Origin of the sequence: Pseudomonas sp. S9 (assembly GCF_000222125.1) — a bacterium.
Lineage (GTDB): Bacteria > Pseudomonadota > Gammaproteobacteria > Pseudomonadales > Pseudomonadaceae > Aquipseudomonas > Aquipseudomonas segetis.
This window is the reverse complement of the sequence record NZ_AFFX01000002.1, coordinates 348,956-372,209: the sequence shown is the minus strand read 5'-3', so window position 1 is coordinate 372,209 and position 23,254 is coordinate 348,956. Positions and strand designations below refer to the sequence as shown.

The window sequence follows — 23,254 nt, the reverse complement described above, 5'->3', positions numbered from 1 at the left end:
GTTGACCTTGAGATGCGGGCACAGCGGCAGGAGACGCAACATACGCGATGTGACCCACGCTTGCCATGCTCAAGGCGGTGCTACAGGCTCATGACGTTGCGCCAGCAGCGATATCGACACAGTGACCTGCGCAGGTTTCCCTCGCCACTGGTCATAGCAACCTGATCACAGCTACAGTATGGGCACCAGAAAACCAAGAGCACCCTGAATGAATTTCCTGCGCCCTGCCCTTTTGACGCTCGCCTGCCTGTCTGCCTCCGCCCAGGCTGCCAACGACTTGCCGTCACTGGGAGACGCCAGCTCGGCCATTGTCTCACCCCAGCAGGAGCATCAGCTAGGTCGGGCGTGGCTGAGCCTGCTACGGGGTCAGGTAAGCCAATTATCCGACCCCCAGCTCAAGGACTTCGTCGAGACCAGCGTCTACCGGCTCAGCGAAAGCAGCCAATTGAATGATCGACGCCTTGAGTTCGTGTTGCTCAACAGCCCGCAGATCAACGCATTCGCCGCCCCCGGCGGGATTATCGGGGTCAACGGCGGCTTGTTCCTGTATGCCGAGACTGAAGCAGAATATGCCTCGGTACTGGCTCACGAACTGGCTCACTTGTCGCAACGTCACTTTGCCCGCGGCCTGGAAGCCCAGCAACGCATGCAACTGCCGGTAATGGCGGCGATGCTGGCAGGAATTGTCGCTGCAGCAGCAGGTGCAGGTGACGCTGGTATTGCGGCGATCGCCTCGACCCAGGCAGCAGCCATCCAGGAACAACGGCGCTTTTCCCGGCAGAACGAAGCAGAGGCCGACCGTATCGGTATTATCAACCTCGAGAAGGCCGGTTACGACCCAAAGGCCATGCCGACCATGTTTGAGCACTTGATGCGTCAGTATCGCTATGACCGCATGCCGCCGGAATTTTTGCTCACCCACCCGGTGTCCGAATCGCGTATCGCCGACACCCGCAACCGCGCAGAGCAGTTACCAAGCGGCGGCAAGAAAGACAGCCTGGAATACCAGCTGATGCGCGCTCGGGTGCAACTGTTTTATGAAGGCACGCCCGGCCTGGCGGCAAAACGCTTTCGCGCCGAGTTGAACGAAAACCCGAAAAACGACGCTGCACGCTACGGCCTGGCCATCGCGCTGATCAAGGGCGGAAGACAGAAAGAGGCCGGCGAGATTCTGGCCCAGCTGCTGAGCAAGTCGCCCAAGTCGATTCCCTACAACCTCGCCCAGGTTGACCTGGATACCGCAGCCAGCCGCTTGAGTGAGGCCCAGAGCCGCCTGGAGCGCATGCTCAGGGATTATCCAGACAATTACCCACTGAACCAGGCACGGGTCGATCTGATGATCCGCCAAGGCCGCACCCAAGACGCCGAGAGCAAGCTAGACGCCCTGCTCAAGTCGCGACCCAAGGATCCTGACGTCTGGTATCAAGTTGCAGAAGTACGCGGCCTCAGCGGCAACAGAATCGGCCTGCACCAGGCGCGCGCCGAATACTTCGCCCTGGTTGGCGACTACAAGCAGGCAATCGAGCAGCTCGACTACGCCAAACGCCGCGCAGCCAACAACTTCCAGCTGGCCTCACGGATCGACGCCCGCCAACGTGAGCTGGCCGAAGAGAAGCGCATGATCGACGAAATGCTCAATTAACCGGCCCCAAGGGCCACGCACTCAACAGCCAGTGCAGCTCGTTGACAGTAGGTAGGCGGACAACGCCAGGCGTGTCCGCCGCCCCATAGGCAAGACACTCAAGGATAAGCGCGGCTTGTTAACCCCAAGCTGTGCATGAAGCCCCACACGCCTTTAGGCGTTACCGGACAACCTCATGCGCGCTGCCTTGGTGAAATCAAGCATGCGTGTCAGCGGTTTGATGGCCTTGGGAATCAGCGCTGAATCGACGAAGATTTCATTGCTGCCTTCACGCAGGCAATTGAGCGTACGCTCGAGGGTGTTCATTGCCATCCACGGGCAATGCGCGCAGCTCCTGCATGCCGCGCCGTTACCGGCGGTTGGCGCCTCGACGAATTCTTTATCGGGACACAGCTGCTGCATCTTGTAGAAGATACCGCGGTCGGTTGCGACGATGAACCTCTTGTTCGGCAGGCTTTGCGCTGCCGCAATCAACTGGCTGGTCGAGCCCACGGCATCCGCCAGCTCAATCACCGCAGTCGGTGATTCCGGGTGAACCAAAACGGCAGCGTCCGGGTACAGCGCCTTCATGTCCTCGAGCTGCTTGGCCTTGAACTCTTCGTGGACGATACAGGCGCCGTCCCACAACAGCATGTCCGCGCCGGTCTTGTTCTGGATGTAACGCCCCAGGTGCTGGTCCGGAGCCCAGATGATCTTTTCACCGTTGTCCATCAGGTGCTCGACAATCTCGACCGCGCAGCTGGATGTCACGACCCAGTCGGCACGGGCTTTGACCGCTGCAGAGGTATTGGCGTAAACCACAACGGTACGCTCGGGGTGCTGATCGCAAAAAGCGGCGAACTCATTGATCGGACAACCCAAATCAAGGGAGCAAGTGGCTTCCAGCGTTGGCATCAGCACACGCTTTTCAGGGTTGAGAATCTTCGCAGTCTCGCCCATGAACTTAACGCCCGCCACCAACACGGTCTGGGCAGGATGCTGGTTGCCAAAGCGCGCCATTTCAAGCGAATCTGAAACACAGCCGCCCGTTTCTTCAGCTAGCGCTTGCAGCACCGGGTCACAGTAATAATGCGCGACCAGCACGGCATTCTGCTTTTTTAGCTCCGCGGCAATTTCAGCGCGATAAAACGCCTCTTGCTCGGCGGTCAGCGGCGCCGGTTGCTTGGCGTCTAAGTGCGCCTGAACCAGAAGGCGTTCGGAAATCTGCGTCATGTCATCAGGCCCTGTAGCGGTCTATCAGCACGGGATTCAAGTATACCCCTGCTGTTGGCTATACAAGGGCCTGGCAGACGGGGTGTACAACACGGTTTGGCTGGCATGGATACGACACGGGCCTGTTATCTTCAGGCCTCGGCGCATTAAAGCGGCGGGCATAATATCGCGTTCGGGCAACTTTGCTCAAACGCCTTGATCAGCATGGCCGGCGCACAAACAAAAGACATAAAAAAACCCGAGGTTCTGCCAGAGAACACTCGGGTTTTCGGCCTGCACAGCCAATCGACATGACTGTGAAGGCAATATGGTGGGTCGTGTAGGATTCGAACCTACGACCAATTGGTTAAAAGCCAACTGCTCTACCAACTGAGCTAACGACCCGTTGCGGGGGCGCATAATACTGATTTGATTCAGTAATTCAACCCTTTAACGCATTTTTTAGGCATACGGGGTCGGATCGGCAATGCCAGCAGCGGCAAATCCCTCGCTGCGCAGGCGACAACTGTCGCACTTGCCGCAGGCTCTACCCTGGTCGTCTGCCTGGTAGCAGGACACGGTCAAAGCGTAGTCAACACCCTGGGCAACCCCGGCCTGAACGATTTGCGCCTTGCTCATGTTCTGCAGCGGTGCCTGTATGCGAAAGCCATTGCCCTCCACGCCAGCCTTGGTCGCCAGGTTGGCCATGCGCTCGAATGCTTCGACAAATTCGGGGCGGCAATCCGGGTAGCCCGAATAATCCACTGCATTGACGCCAATGAAAATATCGCGCGCCCCCAGCACCTCGGCCCAGCCCAGCGCCAAGGACAGGAATACAGTGTTGCGTGCAGGCACGTAGGTGACCGGAATGCCTTCGGACGGTGCCTCAGGCACGTCGATGCTGCTGTCAGTCAACGCCGAGCCCCCCATGCCATTGAGGTTCAAGCCAATCACCTTGTGCTCGACAACGCCCAGTTGCTGCGCCACACGCTCCGCAGCCTGCAACTCCGATCGATGGCGCTGGCCGTAATCAAAACTCATGGTGTAGCAGGCATAACCCTCGGCCTTGGCCAGGGCAACCACAGTAGCCGAGTCGAGGCCGCCGGAAAGCAGGATGACTGCGCGTTTGATGCTCATATAACTTCCTCGCGTCATTATCAGCGACGCCATGCTCAAATTAAGATTTGCAGCTGCCGATTAAAACCTGGGTCAGCGGCCTTGCTCGTCATTCCAGAGAATCTTGTGCAGCTGTAACTGCAGACGAACCGGCAAATTGTCGGCAACTATCCAGTCAGCCAGGTCACGGGCAGAGACTTGATGATGGCTGGGCGAGTACAGCACCTCACCAGCACGCTCATTGAGCCGATACTGGATCAGTTTAGTGGTCGCCCAGTCGTAGTCCTCGCGGGAGCATATGACGAACTTGACCTGGTCATTCGGGGTAAGCAGGTCGATGTTTTCGTAGCGGTTACGCGCCACCTCTGCCGAACCCGGGGTTTTAAGGTCCAGTACCTTGCTGACGCGCCCGTCAACCGCCGAAACGTCGAGAGCGCCGCTGGTTTCCAACGACACCTCGAAACCGGCGTCACACAGGCGCTCAAGCAGGGCTATGCAGTTGGGCTGAGCCAAGGGTTCGCCGCCGGTGACACAGACGTATCGCGGTGAATAGCTGGCGACTTTTTCGATAATGGCGTCAAGCGACATCAACTCGCCGCCATTGAAGGCATAGGCAGTGTCGCAGTACTGACAACGCAGGGGGCAGCCGGTCAGGCGCACGAATACTGTGGGTAAACCAGCAGTACGCGTCTCCCCCTGCAGCGAGAAAAATATCTCGGTGATGCGCAGGGTCTTTTGCATATAAGCCACGGGCGTAACAGCTAAACAGGCTGTCCGCCTCCGTTGCGGGAAAGAAAGCAGCTATCGATTATCAATAGCTGCAAGGACAAGCACAGTTAGCCTGTCCACCAATAAAAACGCCGTGCTCGATCTGGGCACGGCGCTCTTTTTACAATTTTAGCAAATTAAAGGCTACATCCGCTGCAGGTTGCGTTGAGCAAGTTGCGCTGCGGACGAGTTGGGAAATTGCGCGATCACTTGCTGGAAGGTGCGCTTTGCCTTGTCCTGATCGCCAAGACGCTGTTCAACATCGCCCAGCTTGAACATCGAGTCAGGCACCTTGCTGTGCTGCGGGTATTTCTGCCCCACATCGGCAAACGCCTGGGCGGCGCCTTGCAGATTGCCTTGAGCCAGGTTGACTTCGCCCAGCCAGTACTGCGCATTACCGGCGTACTGGCTTTTCGGATATTTGCGCAAGAAGGCACTGAACGCCTGATTGGCTTTATCAAAGTCCTTGGTCTTGATCAGGTCGAAGGCAGCGTCATAAAACAGCTTTTCCTTCTCGGGATCAGGCTCACTGGCGCCCGCTGAAGCTGGAGCAGGTGCAGCGCCAGCACTGCTGTCGCCACCTGCGGAGGAATTCTGTGTGGCTGCAGCACCTGCTGCCCCACTGCTCAGCCGTTGATCAAGATCCTTGTAACGTTCAAGGTTTTCTTGCTTCATGCGCTGAATATCGTTTTGCTGCTCTTCAAGCATGCCGCGCAGCCGACCGATTTCGTCCTGCATTTGCTGCAACTGGTTGAATAGCATGCCCTGCGCAGAGGTCGGAGCTTGCGCTCCGCCTCCTGCATAGGCGCCGGACGTCTCATAACTCGGTGCGGGATAGCTGCCCGAGTTATTGTCCACAACTGGAACCTCAGCCCAGGCCACAAGTGGCAGGCTGAGTGCGAGTAGGCTTACGAGACGTCGGCACTTTTGCATATCGAATTACTTACGCAGTTCGACGCGACGGTTCTGAGCCCACGACTGCTCGTCGTTGCCAGTTGCAACTGGACGCTCTTCGCCGTAGGAAACCAGTTCCAGCTGAGCAGGAGAAACGCCCTGCAGAACCAGGTAGCGCTGAACGGCTTTCGCACGACGCTCGCCCAGAGCCATGTTGTATTCACGCGTACCGCGCTCGTCGGTGTTGCCTTCCAGAACGACGCGAGCGCCGTTGGCTTTCAGGTCTTTGGCGTGAACGTCCAGAGCGCGCATGGCTTCTGGCTTCAGGTCTGAACTGTCGTATTCGAAGTAGAAAGTGGTGATGGCGCGCAGAGCAGCTTCTTCGCTCATGTTGCCGTCAACCGAACCTGCGTCTGCACCGTAACCAGCGTTAGGATCGATTGCGCCTTCACCAGCGGTGTCGCCGCCTTTCGAAGAACAACCAACAGCAACAGCCAGAGCCAAGCTCAGTGCAGCAAACTTACCAAATTTCAGCATTTCCATCATATAGCTCCTAATGAACCCCAGTGTGTTAAGCAAAATTGCAAAGTAACAAATGTACAACGCCGCATCAGTTCAGGTAGGGGGACCAGGAAGGCTCTCGAACTTCGCCTTGAGCGGTAGGAAGAGGGAGCCTGACGCGACCATTTACGGACGCTAACATCAAGACTCCCCGACCCTGCTGGCGGGTTGCGAAGATTATCATGGTGCCATTAGGCGCAACAGTGGGTGATTCATCCAAATTTGTGGATGAAAGTATCCGCACGTTTCCGCGCTGCAGGTCTTGAGCCGCTACTTTGAAGTTGGTGAAGCCTTCTTGGCGATGAATCATGACCAAGGTTTTCTCATCAGCAGACAGTTTTGGATTGGCGTTGTAGTTACCTACAAACGTTACACGTTCAACTGAACCACTATTGATATTGGTTTTATAGATCTGTGGCTTTCCACCACGATCCGATGTGAAGTAGATGGTTTGACCATCTTTACCCCAGAAGGGTTCGGTATCAATACCAAACTGGTTGGTCACCCGGCGCAGGGACTTGGACGCCAGGTCCATCACGTAGATTTCCGGATTGCCGTCCTTGGACAGGACAAATGCCAGGCGCTTGCCATCCGGAGACCAGGCTGGAGCGCCGTTCAGGCCTTCAAAATTGGTGATCTGCTCACGACGTCCGGTATCAATATACTGGACAAAGATCCGTGGGCGACGCTGCTCGAACGAGACATAGGCAATGCGCTTGCCATCCGGCGCAAACGAGGGCGACAGGATTGGCTCACGCGATTGCAGCAAGGTCACGGCGCGCGCACCGTCATAGTCGGAGCGTTGCAAGGTATAGCGCGTGTTGTCCACCGAGAAACGTTCAGCGGTGACATAAAGCAAACGGGTAGAGAACGCACCCTTGACACCGGTGAGCTTCTCAAACGCCTGATCGGATATGTAATGCGCCATGTCGCGCAACTGGTCGGTGGTGCCGCCAACCGTACCGGTCATCACCTGCTGCTCGGTGGCCACGTTAAACAGGGCGTACTGCACCTGGATACGACCACCGGCCGGCACCATGCTGCCGACCAGGACATACTGCGCGTTGACTGCTTTCCAGTCGCGGTAGATCACTTCACTGGCCTGGGTCGGCTGGCTGATCATGTTTTGCCGGGGAATGGGTTCGAATACACCCGAGTTGCGCAGGTCATTGCCAACGATCTCGGCAATGTCGTCAGGCAGCACACTGCCGCCCTGCCATCCAAAAGGCACCACCGCAATTGGCGTAGCGCGGTCAGTACCGGTACTAATGACCAGTGGATCAGCCGCCTGTACTGCGCCGACCATCATGGTCAAACTCAGTAGAACGATACGCATCAGGGTATTCACAGATCTAAATCCTCCGGTTTGAAGATAGCGCGACGCTTGCGGTACTGGCTGTCAAACGTTGCACGATCAAGTTGTTGCATCTCAGAGATACGGCCGACGTTACGCACGGCTTGTACGGCTGAATTATCAAAAGGTGCATCGCCACTTGAGCGCGACACACTGGCATTGGTGATGGTGCCATCAGGCAGCATCTCTATCAGCACTTCAACACTCATTCCATTACGTGCCGAAGGCGGACGACGCCATTGCTCACTGACCAGCTTGACGATCAAGTCATCAAGGTTGCCAGCAACTTTATCACCGACTTCATCTGCCAATGCCTGCTGGTGGCCCACATCATCGGAGAGCAACTCAGCCAGGGCAGCAGCTTTTTTATCCTCTACAGCTTTGCGGCGAGCCTCTTCGGCGGCCTTTTTCTTCTTGGCATCATCCGCGGCCTTTTTCTTGGCCTCCTCTGCTGCCTTCTTTTTCTTCGCATCTTCGGCCGCTTTCTTTTTAGCGTCCTCAGCTGCTTTTTTCTTGGCCTCTTCTTCCGCCTGTTTCTTCTTGGCGTCCTCGGCCGCTTTTTTCTTGGCGGCCTCATCGGCTTTCTTGGCTATTTCAGCTTTTTTCGCTGCCTCGGCCTTTTTAGCCTCGTCGGCCTTCTTCGCAGCTTCGGCTTTTTGAGCCTCGTCCGCTTTCTTTTGTTCCGCGGCCTTGGCCGCCGCTACTTTCTGCTCTTCAGCTTTTTTCTGTTCCAGCTGCTCGGTCTCGTACTGCGGAGCTGCTGTCTTCTTCTTTTCGCCGGCAATTTTCTGATTTGTCTGAGTCGTTGCCTGGCTCTGCGACTTCAACTGATACAGGGTTGCCTGAACAATCGGCTTGGCCGGTGGCAGATCCGGGGCAAAAGCAAAGCTGACAAACAACATGCCGAACATCAGCGTGTGCAGGGTCACCGCCCAGACAATTGGCCAGAAATAGCTTTCCGAGGTGGAACGCTCACGTTGCTCGCGCATCACGGGGCCTCGGTAATCAGCCCGACGTTACCCACGTCAGCCTGCTGCAAACCACCCATGGCAGCCATCACCGTGCCGTAGTCGACCGACTTGTCGCCGCGCACAAAGACCTGGACCTGCTTACCCTGGCGTCGGCTTTCATTGATGATCGCCGTTACCGCCTTGGTCATGCCGTCAAGCGATACTGCCTGATCCTGCACGGTGTCGGTGTCGACTTCCGCGCCCATGTTCCAGTAATACGACTTGTCGGCCTTGATCGAGATCGTCAGGACCCTGGCGTCGTTGTCTTGCGGCAAGATCTGGCTGCTGACCTGCGGCAGATCGACCTTGACCCCTTGGTTGAGCATCGGCGCAGTCACCATGAAGATAACCAGCAGCACCAACATCACGTCGATGTAGGGCACCACGTTCATCTCGGCGACCGGCTTGCGTCTGTTACGAATTCTGGCCATCGCTTAAAAACCTATCGAGTGAGCCAACAGCTAAACCAGCCCTTGGCAGAATACCGCGTCAGCGTTGAGTGGTTGGCGGGCGGCTATTGCCCGCCCAACCCTCGCAAAACAGCTGACGCCCGCTATCAAATCAACTGGCGGTCAGTCTTCTGTTGTATGTACCTTGCGGTGCAAGATCGCGTGGAACTCGTCGGCAAATGTGTAATAGCGAGCAATGAACATCTCACCACGCGAAGAGAAACGGTTGTAGGCAATGACCGCTGGAATCGCTGCAAACAGGCCGATTGCAGTGGCAATCAATGCCTCGGCGATACCTGGCGCCACAGTGGCCAGCGTGGCTTGCTGCACCTGAGCCAGGCCGCGAAAGGAGTTCATGATGCCCCACACGGTACCAAACAGGCCGATATACGGGCTGGTGGAGCCAACTGTGGCGAGGAACGGCAAGCTGGTTTCAAGCTTCTCCTCTTCACGCGAGATAGCCACACGCATCGCACGGGCCACGCCGTCCATGACTGCATCGGGGTCAACATTCGGCTGTTGACGCATGCGCGAGAACTCTTTGAAACCGGCACGGAAGATCTGCTCCAGGCCGGAATCCGGATCAGGATTGCTGCCGGCTTGACGATACAGCTTGGACAGATCAATGCCCGACCAAAAACGCTCCTCGAACGAATCGAGCGAACGCTTGGCAGCACGAAGCATGGTGGTACGCTGGAAAATCATGATCCAGGAGGTGACCGATGCGGCCACCAGGGTCAACATGACCAACTGAACAACCAGGCTGGCATTGCTGATCAAACTCCACATCGACATGTGGTCAACGGCGTTGGCTTCCACGCTTACTCTCCTGCTGTAGATGTACCCGCGCCGCCCTGCTCAGCAAAGGCTGTACGCAGAGCTTCGGGAATGGCCCGGGGTTTCAAATTGTCGGCGCGCACACAGGCCACCAAAAACTGCCCTTCACAGAGCAGCACATCATCCGCAACCCGCCTGACTTGTTGACGAAACTTCAGGCTGGCACGGTTTAATTCAATCACTTGCGCAGTTACTGATAGTTCATCGTCGAGCTTCGCCGGTGCGTGATAGCGCACTTCAGTCGAATGCACGACGAATAACAGGCCCTCACTTGCCAGCGTAGATTGGGAAAAACCCAGATCTCTCAGCCGTTCGGTGCGAGCCCGTTCCATAAACTTGAGGTAATTGACGTAGTAGACGATACCGCCGGCATCAGTGTCTTCGTAGTAAACCCGACAATGATGAGCGAACGGCTGAACTCCGTTTTGCGCGCGCATACTGTAGTGCTAGCTCCTGCTCTTGCCAATTGGGTAAAGCAAATATATTTTCCGATCACCCAGTCCCTTCATCGACCCATCAGCCGACCCAGGCCCAGCTATAGAATCGAATCCTCGTCAACACTGAACAGATCCGCGACCGGAAGTTCCCCCATGCGCTTGGGCACATTGAGTCCAAAGTGCAAATAAGCATGTCGCGTGACCACGCGCCCCCGCGGGGTGCGCATGATGTAGCCCTGCTGGATCAAATAGGGCTCCAGCACATCCTCGATGGTGTGACGCTCCTCGCTGATCGCCGCCGCCAGGCTATCAACCCCGACCGGGCCACCGTCGAACTTCTCGATCATGGTCAGTAGCAGCCGACGATCCTGATGATCAAAGCCGCGCTCATCCACATCCAGCAGGTTGAGCGCCAGATCGGCAACCTGGCGACTGATATCGCCATTGCTGCGTACCTCGGCGAAGTCACGTACGCGGCGCAGCAAGCGATTGGCGATACGTGGCGTGCCCCGGGCGCGACGTGCGATCTCGAAAGCCCCCTGGGTTTCTATGGGCAAATTCAAAATCCCCGCAGAACGGCTGACAATAGTCGCCAGATCATCGGTGCCGTAAAACTCCAGACGCTGGACGATGCCGAAGCGGTCACGCAGCGGATTGGTCAACATACCAGCGCGGGTTGTGGCACCAACCAGGGTAAAAGGCGGCAAGTCGAGCTTGATCGAGCGCGCAGCAGGCCCTTCGCCAATCATGATATCGAGCTGGAAATCCTCCATCGCCGGATACAGGACTTCCTCGACAATGGGCGAAAGCCGGTGAATCTCATCGATAAACAGTACATCGCCCGGCTCCAGGTTGGTCAGCAGCGCCGCCAGGTCACCCGGCCTTTCAAGCACAGGGCCAGAGGTGCTTTTGATCGACACCCCCATTTCCTGGGCAATGATATTGGCCAGGGTGGTCTTGCCCAGGCCTGGCGGGCCAAATATCAGGGTATGGTCCAGCGACTCCTTGCGCGCCCTCGCCGCCTGGATAAACAACTCCATCTGCTCACGCACGCTCGGCTGGCCAATGTATTCGGCGAGCGTGAGCGGGCGAATCGCGCGATCGACCTGTTCATCGCGATCACGCGTACTGGCGGTAATCAGGCGGTCAGCCTCTATCATTTAAACCATTCCTTTCAGGGCACGCCGGATCAAATCTTCGCTGCTCAAACCATCTATAAAATCTTCGCTGCTCAAACCATCTTCCTTGCCAGCCGAAACCGCACGACTGGCTTCTTGCGGCTTGTAGCCCAGCGAGATCAAGGCACTTACCGCATCATTCTCGGCGCTTGGCGCAAGCGCTCCAGCTGCGGGCGCCACCACCAGAGAAGTCATGCCTGGCAAGGTTTCCCAAGCCTTGAATCGATCCTTGAGCTCGACCAGCAAGCGTTCTGCAGTCTTTTTACCGACGCCGGGGATTTTCACCAGCGCCGAGGTATCTTGCGCCTGGACGCAGCGCACCAACTCGTCGACCTCAAGCCCGGACATCAACGCCAGCGCCAACTTGGGCCCCACACCGTTGAGCCGGATCAGCTCGCGAAACAGCTCACGCTCACGCTTTTCAAAAAAGCCATACAGCAACTGCGCATCTTCACGCACGACCAAATGGGTGTGCAGCGTCAGCGGCTCGCCTACCGAAGGTAAACGGTACAACGTTGTCATGGGTACTTCCAACTCATAACCCAGGCCATTCACATCCAGAATCAAATGCGGCGGCTGTTTCTCCGCCAAGGTGCCGCGTAAACGTCCGATCACCGTTAAATCCTTAAAAATTCAAACTACAAAAGAAGGCGCCCGCCACGTCGCTTGGCACCGACCAGACCATGGGGAATAAGACTTTGACGATGATGGGCATGACACAAGGCGATGGCCAATGCGTCTGAAGCGTCAATCTGTGGCTTTTTTACCAGCTTGAGCAAATGCATGCCCATCATTTGCACCTGCTCCTTCTCCGCGCCACCCGTGCCGGCAATAGCCTGCTTGACCTGGGTTGCAGTGTATTCGCTTATATCCAGCCCCGCCTCGACGCCCGCGACAATCGCAGCGCCACGGGCCTGACCCAGCTTGAGCGCAGAGTCGGCATTGCGCGCCATAAACACCTGCTCGATGCCCATGGTCACCGGGCCATAGGTTTCGATCACCTCGCGCACACCGCGAAAGACAACCTGCAGGCGCTCGGGTAACGGGCCATTGCCTGTGCGAATGCAGCCCGAGGCGACATACTCGCAAGTGCGACCAGTGTCGCGCACCACGCCGTAGCCGGTGATCCGTGAACCTGGGTCTATCCCTAGAATCAGTGTCATAACAACAGGCTCTCACGCCGGTGAATTAAAAATCGCCGCCCGGGCCGCAGGGCGCGACAAGGCAACACTTGCCCCACCCGACAACCGAAGACAGGATACCGCCGATGGCGGATGCATAAAGCGTTATCCACCCTAGCTCTACAAAACCCCGGCCAATTAAAAAAGCCGGAACTTACTCCGGCTTTTTCATTATCCCAACTGGGCCATGACGTCGTCAGGAATCTCGGCATTGGAGTGGACATTCTGCACATCGTCCAGGTCTTCAAGCATATCGATCAACTTAAGCACTTTCTGCGCCGTATCGACATCCTCAAGCGTCGAATAGGTCGATGGCAACATCACCACCTCCGACTCCTCAGCCTTATAACCCGCTGCCGTCAGGGCTTCGCTTACCGCGATAAAGTCGACAAAGGCAGTGAATACGTCGATCGAACCATCATCGTTGGTCACAATATCATCAGCACCCGCCTCAAGAGCCGCCTCCATCAGCGCCTCCTCGTCCAGGCCCGGGGCAAAACTGATTTGCCCCTTGCGCTCGAACATATAGGCGACCGAACCGTCGGTGCCGAGATTACCGCCGCACTTGGTAAAGGCATGACGCACCTCGGCTGCCGTGCGGTTGCGGTTGTCGGTCATGGCCTCAACGATGATGGCCACGCCACTTGGGGCGTAACCTTCGTAGCTGAGCTCCTCGACTTTCTCGCCGTCCGTCGACCCCACGCCGCGCGCAATGGCGCGATCAATGGTGTCACGCGTCATGTTTGCCGTCGGGGCTTTGTCGACCGCCAGGCGCAGGCGCGGGTTGTCTGCCGGAACCCCACCGCCCTGACTTGCTGCAACTGTCAGTTCACGAATAAGTTTGGTAAAGATCTTGCCGCGCTTGGCGTCTTGACGCCCTTTGCGATGCTTGATGTTTGCCCACTTGGAATGACCCGCCATAACAACTCCGCTTTCAATTACTTATGGGCACCCGCTTAACGAGAGTGCCCAATGTTTATTACTCAGCCTTTGGCTGCTCACGCAGGCGAATGTGCAACTCGCGCAGCGCTTTGTTATCCACCAGCCCCGGCGCCTGGGTCATTACGCAGGCAGCACTTTGGGTTTTCGGGAAGGCGATTACTTCACGAATCGACTGTGCGCCGGTCATCAGCATGACCAGGCGGTCCAGGCCGAATGCCAAGCCACCGTGCGGCGGTGCGCCATACTTGAGCGCATCGAGCAGGAAGCCGAACTTCTCTTCCTGTTCAGCTGCCTCGATACCCAGCAGGCGGAATACGGCTTGCTGCATTTCCTTGCGGTGGATACGAATCGAACCACCGCCCAGCTCTGTACCGTTAAGCACCATGTCGTAAGCACGCGACAACGCGGTGGCCGGGTTGGCCTCCAACTCTTGCGGGGTGCACTTAGGTGCAGTGAACGGGTGATGCAGAGCGCTGAAGCTGCCGTCGTCGTTCTCTTCGAACATCGGGAAGTCAACCACCCACATTGGGGCCCACTCGCAAGTCAGCAGATCCAGGTCGGTGCCCAGTTTCAGACGTAGCGCGCCGAGGGCTTCGCTGACGATCTTGGCTTTGTCGGCACCGAAGAAGACGATGTCGCCATCAACCGCTCCCACGCGATCAAGGATCACATTGAGGTTTTCCAGCGGGATGTTTTTCACGATTGGCGATTGCAGGCCTTCAACACCGCTGGCGCGGTCATTGACCTTGATGTACGCCAGGCCACGAGCGCCGTAGATACCTACAAACTTGGTGTAGTCGTCGATCTGCTTGCGTGGCATGCTCGCACCGCCCGGAACGCGCAGTGCAGCAACGCGGCATTTTGGATCATTGGCCGGACCACTGAACACCTTGAATTCAACCTCTTTGAGTTGGTCTTCAACATCGACCAGCTCCATTGGGTTGCGCAGATCCGGCTTGTCCGAACCATAACGACGCATCGCTTCTGCAAACGTCATGTGCGGGAACTCGCCAAACTCAACGTCGAGCACTTCTTTAAACAGCTGGCGCACCATCTTCTCGGTGATGCCCATGATGTCCTTTTCATCGAGGAAGCTGGTCTCGATGTCGATCTGGGTGAATTCCGGCTGACGATCGGCACGCAAGTCTTCGTCGCGGAAGCACTTGGCAATCTGGTAGTAGCGATCAAAACCGGCAACCATCAGCAACTGCTTGAACAACTGCGGCGACTGCGGCAAGGCGAAGAAGCTGCCAGGATGGGTACGGCTAGGCACCAGGTAGTCCCGTGCGCCTTCTGGAGTCGCGCGGGTCAGGATCGGCGTTTCTACGTCAAGAAAGCCATTTTCGTCGAGATAGCGACGGATGCTGGTGGTGATGCTCGAACGCAGCTCCAGCTTGGCTGCCATTTCTGGGCGACGCAGGTCGATAAAGCGATAACGCAGGCGCGTTTCTTCGCCCACATCGGAGTATTCGTTGAGCGGGAACGGCGGGGTTTCAGCTTCGTTCAGCACTTCCAGCTCATAGCCGAGCACTTCAATCGCGCCAGAGGCCATGTTCGAGTTGCCCGCACCAGCCGGACGCAGACGCACCTTACCGGTGATCTTGACCACAAACTCACTGCGCACTTTATCGGCGACAGCAAAGGTTTCAGCACGATCAGGGTCAAACACCACCTGAGCCAGGCCTTCACGATCACGAATATCGAGGAAGATAACCCCGCCGTGGTCACGGCGACGGTGAACCCAGCCGCAAAGGGTAATTTCCTGACCGTCCAGGCTCTCGTTCAACTGGCCGCAATAGTGGCTGCGCATCATGATGTTAGTCGCTTCTCTTGAGTCTTGAATTCGTAGGCTGCACGCCTGAACGCCTGGCGTCCAATGTGCAGCATTTAGCTTCAGGCAAATCTGGCCGTATAGATGTATGCACTAATTTGTGTTGGTCACACACAATATGACAGGCAATCGCCCCGCACCGGGCTTGGGCAGCACAAAACACCGGCATAAATCTCGGCAAAGCGCGAGATTATATATGGTTAAGCCGCCACATGCAGCCGCCCCGCTGTGGCTATTCGATCACAGACCACATCTCTCGCCCTGATCGTCAGCCAAATCCCCTGCCAAACAGAGCTGATAATCGATGCCATTGTCAGTCAACAAGCGACAATTATTGAACCAAAAGCCCCTGAATAGACTCAAGCAATGACACCCATTGAGACAAGCATGGGCGCAGTGCCATACTGCCAATGCTAGAATTCACCCATATTTAGGGCACCCAATTCACGCCCAACCTGAGAGGATAAAAGGTATGGAAATCAACATCGGAATCGCCGAACAGGATCGCGCAGCAATCGCCGAAGGCCTTTCTCGCCTGCTGGCAGACACCTACACCCTGTATTTGAAAACCCACAATTTTCACTGGAATGTCACCGGCCCGATGTTCAACACCCTGCACCTGATGTTCGAAGGCCAGTACACCGAACTGGCAGTTGCGGTTGACGATATTGCCGAGCGCATCCGTGCCATTGGCTTCCCGGCACCAGGCACCTACGCCGCCTACGCGCGCCTGTCCTCGATCAAGGAAGAGGAAGGCATCCCAACGGCCGAGGAAATGATCAAGCTGCTGGTTCAAGGCCAGGAAGCCGTGACCCGGACCGCTCGTGGCATCTTCCCGCTGCTGGAAAAGGTCAACGACGAACCTACCGCCGACTTGCTGACCCAGCGCATGCAGGTCCACGAAAAAACTGCATGGATGCTGCGCAGCCTGCTCGCTGCCTGATAAAGCTTCACCGCGCAAGACCACAAGGCCCGACATGCTCGGGCCTTGTCACCCGAGACTTGCTGACCAGCAAAGCCGGGCATAGCTGCGTCAGCAGCATTGAGTCGCCCCGCCCTTTACTGTTAAATACGCCTCCGTGCTAGCGACTCCGCTTTTGGCATTTATTAGCACGCCTGCCTGCTTAAGCTATCCACGCCTTCCACATCTACGGCAACGCATATGCAGTCAGTTTTCCTAGCGATTGGTTAAATTAAGTGAGCTCATTGAACATGTTGAAAATCGTCCACCTGCTGACGGGTCTAGCGGCCCTGCTTCTATCCTTTGTGCCCAGCCTTACAAATCACGCCCCGGCATTCCTGCAACACGCCGATGCGCTATGCCTTGCCTTGTTTGGCCTGCTCAACCTCACCCTAGCACCTCAACTCCCTATCTGGCACGCCGGACCACGCAGTGCTCTGCAGAATCTGGTATCCGTGCTTTTACTGACAGCCACCGTACTGCAGGCACTGATTCTAGTTGCACCGCTGCCGGTGATCGCCCACCTCCCAGCCACATTGTTCAGCCTGCTGGTATTGGCTGCTGGCGTATTGCTGCACCTGTGCATCAACCTGCGGTTCGCCTCGTCACGCCAGTCACTATCGTCACCCACAGACGCCAACCGTGAAAACGGCACGGTCAAGTGGTTCAATACGTCCAAGGGCTTTGGCTTCATTTCCCGCGACTCAGGCGACGATATATTTGTGCATTTTCGTGCAATCCGCGGTGAAGGCCATCGCGTCCTGGTCGAAGGCCAGCGCGTTGAATTTTCGGTCATGCAACGCGACAAGGGCCTGCAAGCCGAAGATGTAATCGCCGCACCGCCTGCAAGGCGCTAACTGGCAAACACAAAAAAACCCGCATTTAGCGGGTTTTTTTAGCTCTTTATTAACACTCAATAGTGAGGCGGCGGCGCTTCATCCTCTGAAATTTCAAGCTGCCCGGTCAGCTCTTCCTGACGCTTGGCCAACCCAGCCACCTGCAATTGCAAATGATCAATACGCCTTTGCTGCTCCACCAGTACATCGTTGAGTGACTGGATGGTGTCATCCTGGAACGCCAAGCGGGTTTCAAGCTCGACTACACGACTTTCAATATCCATGCTCATTCCCCGGCACTAAAGCCTGCAAAATTTGCCGCGCCCAGGCGCCGGCGAAGGTCGGAGATCTCTGCCTCAGTATAGGCTTGCGCAGGTGCTTTGCCCCAGACAGGTGCTGGCCATGCAGCATCAGTGGCACGCCGTGCCACTACATGCATATGCAGTTGGGCAACCATATTGCCCAAGGTCGCGATATTCATTTTATCCGCAGCGAACTCCTGCTTTAAGAACGCCGCAAGCTGCGAGGTTTCCTGCCAGAGCAAAAGCTGATCCGCTGCATCCAGGTCAAACACCTCGGTCACCGCTTCACGCCGTGGCACCAGAATAAACCATGGATAGTTGGCATCATTCATTAACAGCAAGCGACACAGGGGGAAATCGCCGACAACCCTGGTATCGCTCTGCAGGCGTGAATCCAACGCGAACATAAATAACCTCGTAACAGTGGTAGTAACAAAATTGTAATCAGGCAGCCTGTACCCTATAGCTGAAGCGTAAGGATACGCGCTGAGGCAAGCTTCGAGCGCAAATGCTGCTAAATCGCTCAAAAAACAACCACCAGATAGACGCACCAAGAGGTGGCACGAAAAATTTCAAGCCGGTATTCGCATGCACCATTTTGTTCCCTTCGGTAATAGATAGCATCTTAAAACCAGGCGGGGACAATCCCCAGGCAAACACTGGGGCAAATTGCTGATACAAAATTGAAACCGCGTCTCAAGCATTGAAATTCCAAGAAAAAATGCTTGTGAGGCCCGCAAAGACTAGCTATAACATGGCCCAAGATCACCCAGCCGCCATCAAGAGCGGACGCAAAGATCAAGGAAATTAAGAAAGATAGCGTTTTGAGCACGACTTTTGCTTTCTGCTACGGCAATGCTCGGAATGCGGCGTAGCAAGCCCGCAATCAGGGCTTTATAAGTGAACAATTACAAGATCCGTTGGCGTAACTCATGCACCAGTAAAATCTATGAAATTGCGACATGTTCAATCAGTATTTGCGACATCACTGAAAAGAACCAGCAACGAGCAGACGGCAACTATCGCCAATATTGGCTGCGTGTTATAAGTTACCGCCGACACAAAAAGAAAGAGCCGTCCATACAATAATTAATTGGGCAGCACAACTCTTCTAAAAAACCAAAGGAGCAGTCACGATGCAAGTGATGAAGTGGAGCGTAATGGCCCTGGCAGTAGCCGCGGGTAGCACTCAAATGGCTTTCGCCTCTAGCCAATCCGAATCTAACGGCTTTCTTGAAGATAGCAGCTTCGACATCTTCAACCGTGTTCTGTACATGAACCGTGATTTCCGTAATGGCCCTAACCCATCAGCTCCTAAAGGTGACAGCGGTTACCGCGAGGAAACTGGCTGGGGTCTGCGCACCCTGTTTGAATCGGGCTTCACCCAAGGCACCATCGGTGTTGGTTTTGACGCTTTCACCCTGAGCAGCCTGAAGCTGGACGGCGGTAGCGGTCACGGTGGTAGCGGTCTGTTTTCACGAGACAGCGACAGCAACTATGAGAAAACCCAATCTCAAGCTGGCGGCGCTATCAAATTCCGCGTATCCAACACTGGCCTGAAATACGGTGACATGTTTGTTGCCAGCCCAGTATTCAGCACTGACGACAGCCGTATCCTGCCTGAATCTGCAACCGGTACCTACCTGGTCAGCAACGAAATCGAAGGCCTGGAACTGAGCGCTGGTCGCTTCACCGCAATGAGCAGCCAGGTTGCAACCGGTCGCGACACCATTGACGGTACTGGCTTGAAGTCAGCCAACATCTACGGTGCAAACTACAGCTTCACTGATAACCTCAGCGCTGGCCTGCACTACTCCGACGTTGAAGACTACTTCAAAAAGACCTACCTGAACGTCAACTGGAATCTGCCGATCGCTGAAGATCAAAGCTTGAACTTTGACCTCAACGGTTACCACACCAAAGGTGATGGCGACGAAATCTACGGCGAAGTTGACAACGATATCTGGAGCTTGGCGGGCGCTTACAACATCGGCGCGCACACCTTCACCCTGGCCTATCAAAGCTCTAGCGGTGATGCTGGCTACGTCTACGGTGTAGACGGCGGCGGCACCATCTATCTGGCGAACTCGGTTCAATACTCCGACTTCAACGGCAAAGACGAAGATTCTTGGCAGGCACGTTACGACATCAACATGGCTAGCTACGGCGTACCAGGTCTGAGCTTTATGACCCGCTACATCGCTGGCGACAACATTGATGTTGGCACTGGCACCGACGCTCAAGAGCGTGAAATCGACATCGAAGCCAAGTATGTAATTCAAGATGGCGCTGCGAAAGACCTGTCTTTCCGTGTACGTAACGCCTTCTACCGTTCCAGCAATGCATACGGCGGCGATATCAACGATTTCCGTCTGATCATGGACTACCCGCTGGACGTGCTGTAATCCTCGGTTAGTTTGCAAGCGTTATAAAAAACCCGGCTTCGGCCGGGTTTTTTATTATGTAATGCTGCATCGCCTGGCGATATATAAACAGCACCATGGTCTTAAATAGGCAGCGCATAAGTTCCCGTCACATGGGCGACCAGCTCATCTTCATTGCCCGCCGAATACAATGCGACTTCACACACCGCCTGGCGCCGACTTAAACGCAATATTTTTGCCTGCGCCAATAAGTCGACCGCTTTTGGTTTGACCAGAAAGTTGATATTCAAGTTGGAGGTCACTGCCATCTCCACTCGACCCAGCCGACCCAACACCACCGCATACATCGCCGCATCCGCCAACGCCATGATAGTCGGCCCCGAAATAGTGCCGCCGGGGCGCACCAATCTTGCGCAGAAAGGTATACGCGCCAAGGCGCCTTCAGAATCAAGCCGATCGATGGTCAGTTGCATCTCTTGCGCTTGCGGTAATCCAGACCAGATAAGCGCTTGTACTTGCTCCGCTGTTAGTTCCGACATCCTAATCCCCCTTATTGTGCATATCTGCATCCTATACGTCTCAGTGCAGGCACCGTACAATGCCGGTCAATTAATTGCCCTTGCAACAGACAGAACGGTCAACCATGCGTACTAGTCAGTTCCTGCTCGCCACACAAAAAGAAACCCCATCCGATGCCGTTGTCGTCAGCCATCAGCTGATGCTGCGCGCCGGGATGATCCGCAAACTTGCTTCCGGCCTCTACACCTGGCTGCCTATGGGCCTGCGCACCCTGCGCAAGGTAGAGCGTGTCGTGCGCGAGGAAATGGACGCTGCTGGCGCACTCGAAGTGCTGATGCCGGGCATCCAGCCGGCCGAGCTGTGGCAGGAATCAGGCCGCTGGGAACAGTACGGCCCGGAGCTGCTGCGCATGAAAGACCGCCATGGTCGTGACTTTTGCGCAGGTCCGACTCACGAAGAAGTCATCACCGATATGGCGCGCAATGAGCTCAACAGCTACAAGCAGCTGCCAATCAACATGTACCAGATCCAGACCAAGTTCCGTGACGAAATCCGTCCACGTTTTGGCTTGATGCGCGGCCGTGAGTTCATCATGAAAGACGCCTACTCCTTCCATGCGAACCCAGAGTCCCTGCAGGAAACCTACGACCGCATGCATCAGGCGTACTGCAATGTATTCAGCCGCCTGGGTCTTGATTTCCGCCCAGTGCAGGCCGACACCGGCTCGATTGGGGGCACCGGCTCCCATGAGTTCCATGTTCTGGCGGAGTCTGGCGAAGATGATATCGCGTTCAGCGATGCATCCGATTACGCCGCCAATATCGAAAAAGCCGAAGCGGTGCCACGTGAGTCCGAGCGCGGCGCGGCCAGTGAAGAACTGCGCCTGGTCGATACGCCAAACACCAAGACCATCAACGATTTGATCACTGGCTTTAACCTGCCAATCGAAAAAACCATCAAAACGCTGATTGCCCGCGGCACTGAAGAAGGCACCCTGGTTGCCCTGGTTATCCGTGGCGACCATGAACTCAACGAAATCAAGGCGGCCAATCTTGAACAGGTTGCCAACCCACTGGTTTTCGCCACAGAAGACGAAATTCGCAGCGCTGTTGGCGCAGGCCCAGGCTCACTTGGCCCTGTTAATATGCCAATCACCTGCATCATCGACCGCTCCGTGGCGATGATGAGCGACTTTGCAGCTGGCGCCAATATCGAAGAGAAGCACTACTTCGGGGTCAACTGGGAACGCGACTTGCCGTTGCCAGAGGTTGCGGACCTGCGCAATGTCGTCGAAGGCGATCCAAGCCCAGACGGCAAAGGCACATTGGTGATCAAGCGTGGCATTGAAGTGGGCCATATCTTCCAGCTCGGCACCAAGTACAGTGAAGCCATGAACTGCCAGGTGCTGGGTGAAAATGGCAAGCCAGTTACCCTGAGCATGGGTTGCTACGGCATCGGTGTGTCGCGCGTTGTCGCCGCTGCAATCGAGCAGAACTCAGACGAGCGCGGGATTATCTGGAATGACGCCCTGGCCCCCTTCCATATCGCCCTGGTGCCATTGCGTTACGAAACCGAGGTTGTGCGCGAAGCAACCGACAAGCTCTACGCCGAACTGACTGCTGCCGGTTACGAAGTATTGCTTGATGACCGTGACAAAAAGACCAGTCCGGGCATCAAATTCGCAGACATGGAACTGATAGGCATCCCGCACCGCATCGTGGTCAGTGACCGCGGCCTTGCTGAAGGCAACCTGGAATACAAGAGCCGGCTCGACACTGAAGCTCAAGCCGTTCCAGCCGCTGACATCCTGTCGTTTATCAAAGCACGTATCAGCCGCTGATTTCAGCCTATAGCAAGAGCCATCATGTTCAATAGAAACACCCTACGCCTTGGCGGCGCCGCACTTTGCGGCGCCGTTTTTCTGAGCGGCTGCGCCAACCAACTTCCTCAACGCAGCGAACATGAGGAACGCATCGAGCGCAAACTACTCGATCACAGCCTGCTGATAGACGCCGGTCAACCCGGCGTGCTTGAACTGCCGCAGCGCCGTGTGCGGATAAATGAGCAAAAGACCTTTGAGGTCACCGTCTTTGAAGTCACACGTAAATACGACCGCTACACGCCCTATCAACCTTGGCGCGAGTTGTACGAGATTCCGCTCGGTGCTGTAGCCGTAGTGGCTGGCGTGGGTGCCAATATATTGAATGTGGTCTTGCTGGGCAGCCTGCCTGACACCGCAACCAAAGACTGGATCAGCTACGGCTTTGCCGGCCTGAACCCATTTATGAATGTGCAGTCAAACGGCCGCTCGCAGCAAAACCTGGCCAGTATCGACGAACAGCGCCAGGATGCCCGGCTCGAATATTCGAGCCTGCCCTGGTCTGAACGTCCGGTGCTGGTCAAGGCTGGCAATGAACAGCATGAGCTTTCAACTGATCGCAGCGGCGTGCTGCGCATCAACCTGCTCGACAGCCCATTTGCCGAACAGGACATAAGTCGCGTCAGCTCTTTGCTTATCAGTGTCGAGGATCCGGACAGTGAAGTCCGGGCCGATGCCAGCTTGATGGTCAGCCGAACACTGCGTGGCAAGCTCAACGAGGCGCACAGGCTTATTTATGATGATCTGGAAGGCGACGACACTCGCCAGTGGGTGCATCGCGTCAAACGGCTTTCCGAACTGGGCCTCGAAGAGGAAGCCAGCGAACTGGAACAAAGCCTGATCGAGCTGACCCGCAACGACCCCGAGCTGCAAGAGGCATTCTTGCGCTCACTGACCAAGGATGCCGGGCGCCTGGTCGCCGACCCCGGCAGCAACTAGACACAAGGCTGCTCGCTTGTGCGGGCAGCCGCTAGGCAAGTGA

The 23,254-nt window shown here is 56.1% G+C and carries 24 protein-coding genes, 1 tRNA gene and 1 pseudogene; 7 read left to right on the top strand and 19 right to left on the bottom strand.

The window, feature by feature from the left end:
• Positions 1 to 208: 208 nt before the first annotated feature.
• Positions 209 to 1,642: a M48 family metalloprotease gene (locus PSES9_RS0105560; RefSeq protein ID WP_010484915.1), complete on the top strand. Its 1,434-nt coding sequence runs from the start codon at positions 209 to 211 to the stop codon at positions 1,640 to 1,642.
• A 153-nt stretch (positions 1,643 to 1,795) separates the two neighbouring features.
• On the opposite strand, the gene nadA is transcribed toward PSES9_RS0105560, so the two are convergent.
• From nadA to aspS, 16 genes are all read right to left on the bottom strand, one after another.
• On the bottom strand, positions 1,796 to 2,854 hold the full coding sequence (gene nadA / locus PSES9_RS0105555; RefSeq protein WP_010484914.1) for a quinolinate synthase NadA: 1,059 nt from the start codon (positions 2,852 to 2,854) through the stop codon (positions 1,796 to 1,798).
• A gap of 308 nt (positions 2,855 to 3,162) precedes the next feature.
• Positions 3,163 to 3,238, bottom strand: a tRNA-Lys gene (locus PSES9_RS0105550).
• 57 nt (positions 3,239 to 3,295) lie between these two features.
• Entirely contained in the window at positions 3,296 to 3,970 is a 675-nt protein-coding gene (queC, locus tag PSES9_RS0105545; protein WP_010484912.1) for a 7-cyano-7-deazaguanine synthase QueC, read from the bottom strand.
• Between the two features lie 72 nt (positions 3,971 to 4,042).
• Positions 4,043 to 4,690 carry a 7-carboxy-7-deazaguanine synthase QueE gene (queE, locus tag PSES9_RS0105540; RefSeq protein WP_010484910.1) on the bottom strand — a complete coding sequence of 216 codons (648 nt, stop codon included), beginning with the start codon at positions 4,688 to 4,690 and terminating at the stop codon, positions 4,043 to 4,045.
• A 171-nt stretch (positions 4,691 to 4,861) separates the two neighbouring features.
• On the bottom strand, positions 4,862 to 5,650 hold the full coding sequence (gene ybgF, locus PSES9_RS0105535; RefSeq protein ID WP_010484908.1) for a tol-pal system protein YbgF: 789 nt from the start codon (positions 5,648 to 5,650) through the stop codon (positions 4,862 to 4,864).
• 6 nt (positions 5,651 to 5,656) lie between these two features.
• A complete protein-coding gene (gene pal / locus PSES9_RS0105530; protein ID WP_010484906.1) occupies positions 5,657 to 6,154 on the bottom strand; it encodes a peptidoglycan-associated lipoprotein Pal in 498 nt (165 codons plus the stop codon).
• 67 nt (positions 6,155 to 6,221) lie between these two features.
• The gene (gene tolB, locus PSES9_RS0105525; RefSeq protein WP_010484904.1) at positions 6,222 to 7,520 is read right to left on the bottom strand and encodes a Tol-Pal system beta propeller repeat protein TolB; all 1,299 of its coding nucleotides are present in this window, start codon (positions 7,518 to 7,520) and stop codon (positions 6,222 to 6,224) included.
• Positions 7,517 to 8,515, bottom strand: coding sequence for a cell envelope integrity protein TolA (gene tolA, locus PSES9_RS0105520; RefSeq protein WP_010484902.1), 999 nt, complete (start codon positions 8,513 to 8,515; stop codon positions 7,517 to 7,519). The genes tolB and tolA overlap by 4 nt, the downstream gene beginning before the upstream one ends.
• Positions 8,515 to 8,967 (bottom strand): protein TolR, encoded by a 453-nt coding sequence (tolR, locus tag PSES9_RS0105515; protein WP_010484900.1) that lies wholly within the window; start codon positions 8,965 to 8,967, stop codon positions 8,515 to 8,517. The genes tolA and tolR overlap by 1 nt, the downstream gene beginning before the upstream one ends.
• Positions 8,968 to 9,108: 141 nt before the next feature.
• Positions 9,109 to 9,804, bottom strand: coding sequence for a protein TolQ (gene tolQ, locus PSES9_RS0105510; RefSeq protein ID WP_010484898.1), 696 nt, complete (start codon positions 9,802 to 9,804; stop codon positions 9,109 to 9,111).
• Positions 9,805 to 9,806: 2 nt separating this feature from the next.
• Complete coding sequence (gene ybgC, locus PSES9_RS0105505) at positions 9,807 to 10,259, bottom strand: tol-pal system-associated acyl-CoA thioesterase (protein ID WP_010484896.1); 453 nt, start codon at positions 10,257 to 10,259, stop codon at positions 9,807 to 9,809.
• A 98-nt stretch (positions 10,260 to 10,357) separates the two neighbouring features.
• On the bottom strand, positions 10,358 to 11,419 hold the full coding sequence (gene ruvB / locus PSES9_RS0105500; RefSeq protein WP_010484894.1) for a Holliday junction branch migration DNA helicase RuvB: 1,062 nt from the start codon (positions 11,417 to 11,419) through the stop codon (positions 10,358 to 10,360).
• Positions 11,420 to 12,052 (bottom strand): Holliday junction branch migration protein RuvA, encoded by a 633-nt coding sequence (ruvA, locus tag PSES9_RS0105495; protein ID WP_010484892.1) that lies wholly within the window; start codon positions 12,050 to 12,052, stop codon positions 11,420 to 11,422.
• Positions 12,053 to 12,075: 23 nt separating this feature from the next.
• Positions 12,076 to 12,600 carry a crossover junction endodeoxyribonuclease RuvC gene (ruvC, locus tag PSES9_RS0105490; RefSeq protein WP_010484890.1) on the bottom strand — a complete coding sequence of 175 codons (525 nt, stop codon included), beginning with the start codon at positions 12,598 to 12,600 and terminating at the stop codon, positions 12,076 to 12,078.
• Between the two features lie 189 nt (positions 12,601 to 12,789).
• Positions 12,790 to 13,539, bottom strand: coding sequence for a YebC/PmpR family DNA-binding transcriptional regulator (locus PSES9_RS0105485; RefSeq protein WP_010484889.1), 750 nt, complete (start codon positions 13,537 to 13,539; stop codon positions 12,790 to 12,792).
• Positions 13,540 to 13,597: 58 nt separating this feature from the next.
• A complete protein-coding gene (gene aspS / locus PSES9_RS0105480) occupies positions 13,598 to 15,373 on the bottom strand; it encodes an aspartate--tRNA ligase (protein WP_029529390.1) in 1,776 nt (591 codons plus the stop codon).
• Positions 15,374 to 15,863: 490 nt separating this feature from the next.
• On the opposite strand from aspS, the gene PSES9_RS0105475 reads away from it, so the two are divergent.
• The 3 genes and pseudogenes from PSES9_RS0105475 (at position 15,864) to PSES9_RS25215 (ending at position 17,209) form a co-directional block, all read left to right on the top strand.
• Positions 15,864 to 16,334 carry a Dps family protein gene (locus PSES9_RS0105475; RefSeq protein ID WP_010484884.1) on the top strand — a complete coding sequence of 157 codons (471 nt, stop codon included), beginning with the start codon at positions 15,864 to 15,866 and terminating at the stop codon, positions 16,332 to 16,334.
• A gap of 269 nt (positions 16,335 to 16,603) precedes the next feature.
• Positions 16,604 to 16,924 (top strand): annotated as a pseudogene (locus tag PSES9_RS25565) (cold shock domain-containing protein membrane protein); the annotation flags it as partial.
• 18 nt (positions 16,925 to 16,942) lie between these two features.
• A complete protein-coding gene (locus PSES9_RS25215; protein WP_238530370.1) occupies positions 16,943 to 17,209 on the top strand; it encodes a cold-shock protein in 267 nt (88 codons plus the stop codon).
• Between the two features lie 56 nt (positions 17,210 to 17,265).
• Here PSES9_RS25215 and PSES9_RS0105465 read toward each other — a convergent pair whose 3' ends face one another.
• Positions 17,266 to 17,472 carry a SlyX family protein gene (locus PSES9_RS0105465; RefSeq protein WP_010484879.1) on the bottom strand — a complete coding sequence of 69 codons (207 nt, stop codon included), beginning with the start codon at positions 17,470 to 17,472 and terminating at the stop codon, positions 17,266 to 17,268.
• Positions 17,473 to 17,474: 2 nt separating this feature from the next.
• Entirely contained in the window at positions 17,475 to 17,897 is a 423-nt protein-coding gene (locus tag PSES9_RS0105460; RefSeq protein WP_010484877.1) for an HIT family protein, read from the bottom strand.
• A 729-nt stretch (positions 17,898 to 18,626) separates the two neighbouring features.
• Here PSES9_RS0105460 and PSES9_RS0105455 point away from each other — a divergent pair.
• On the top strand, positions 18,627 to 19,895 hold the full coding sequence (locus tag PSES9_RS0105455; protein ID WP_010484875.1) for an OprD family porin: 1,269 nt from the start codon (positions 18,627 to 18,629) through the stop codon (positions 19,893 to 19,895).
• Positions 19,896 to 19,996: 101 nt separating this feature from the next.
• Here PSES9_RS0105455 and PSES9_RS0105450 read toward each other — a convergent pair whose 3' ends face one another.
• On the bottom strand, positions 19,997 to 20,413 hold the full coding sequence (locus PSES9_RS0105450; protein ID WP_010484873.1) for a PaaI family thioesterase: 417 nt from the start codon (positions 20,411 to 20,413) through the stop codon (positions 19,997 to 19,999).
• 104 nt (positions 20,414 to 20,517) lie between these two features.
• Here PSES9_RS0105450 and PSES9_RS0105445 point away from each other — a divergent pair, with 104 nt between their 5' ends.
• The gene (locus PSES9_RS0105445) at positions 20,518 to 22,233 is read left to right on the top strand and encodes a proline--tRNA ligase (RefSeq protein WP_010484871.1); all 1,716 of its coding nucleotides are present in this window, start codon (positions 20,518 to 20,520) and stop codon (positions 22,231 to 22,233) included.
• A 24-nt stretch (positions 22,234 to 22,257) separates the two neighbouring features.
• On the top strand, positions 22,258 to 23,211 hold the full coding sequence (locus tag PSES9_RS0105440; RefSeq protein ID WP_010484869.1) for a hypothetical protein: 954 nt from the start codon (positions 22,258 to 22,260) through the stop codon (positions 23,209 to 23,211).
• Positions 23,212 to 23,254: the final 43 nt, after the last annotated feature.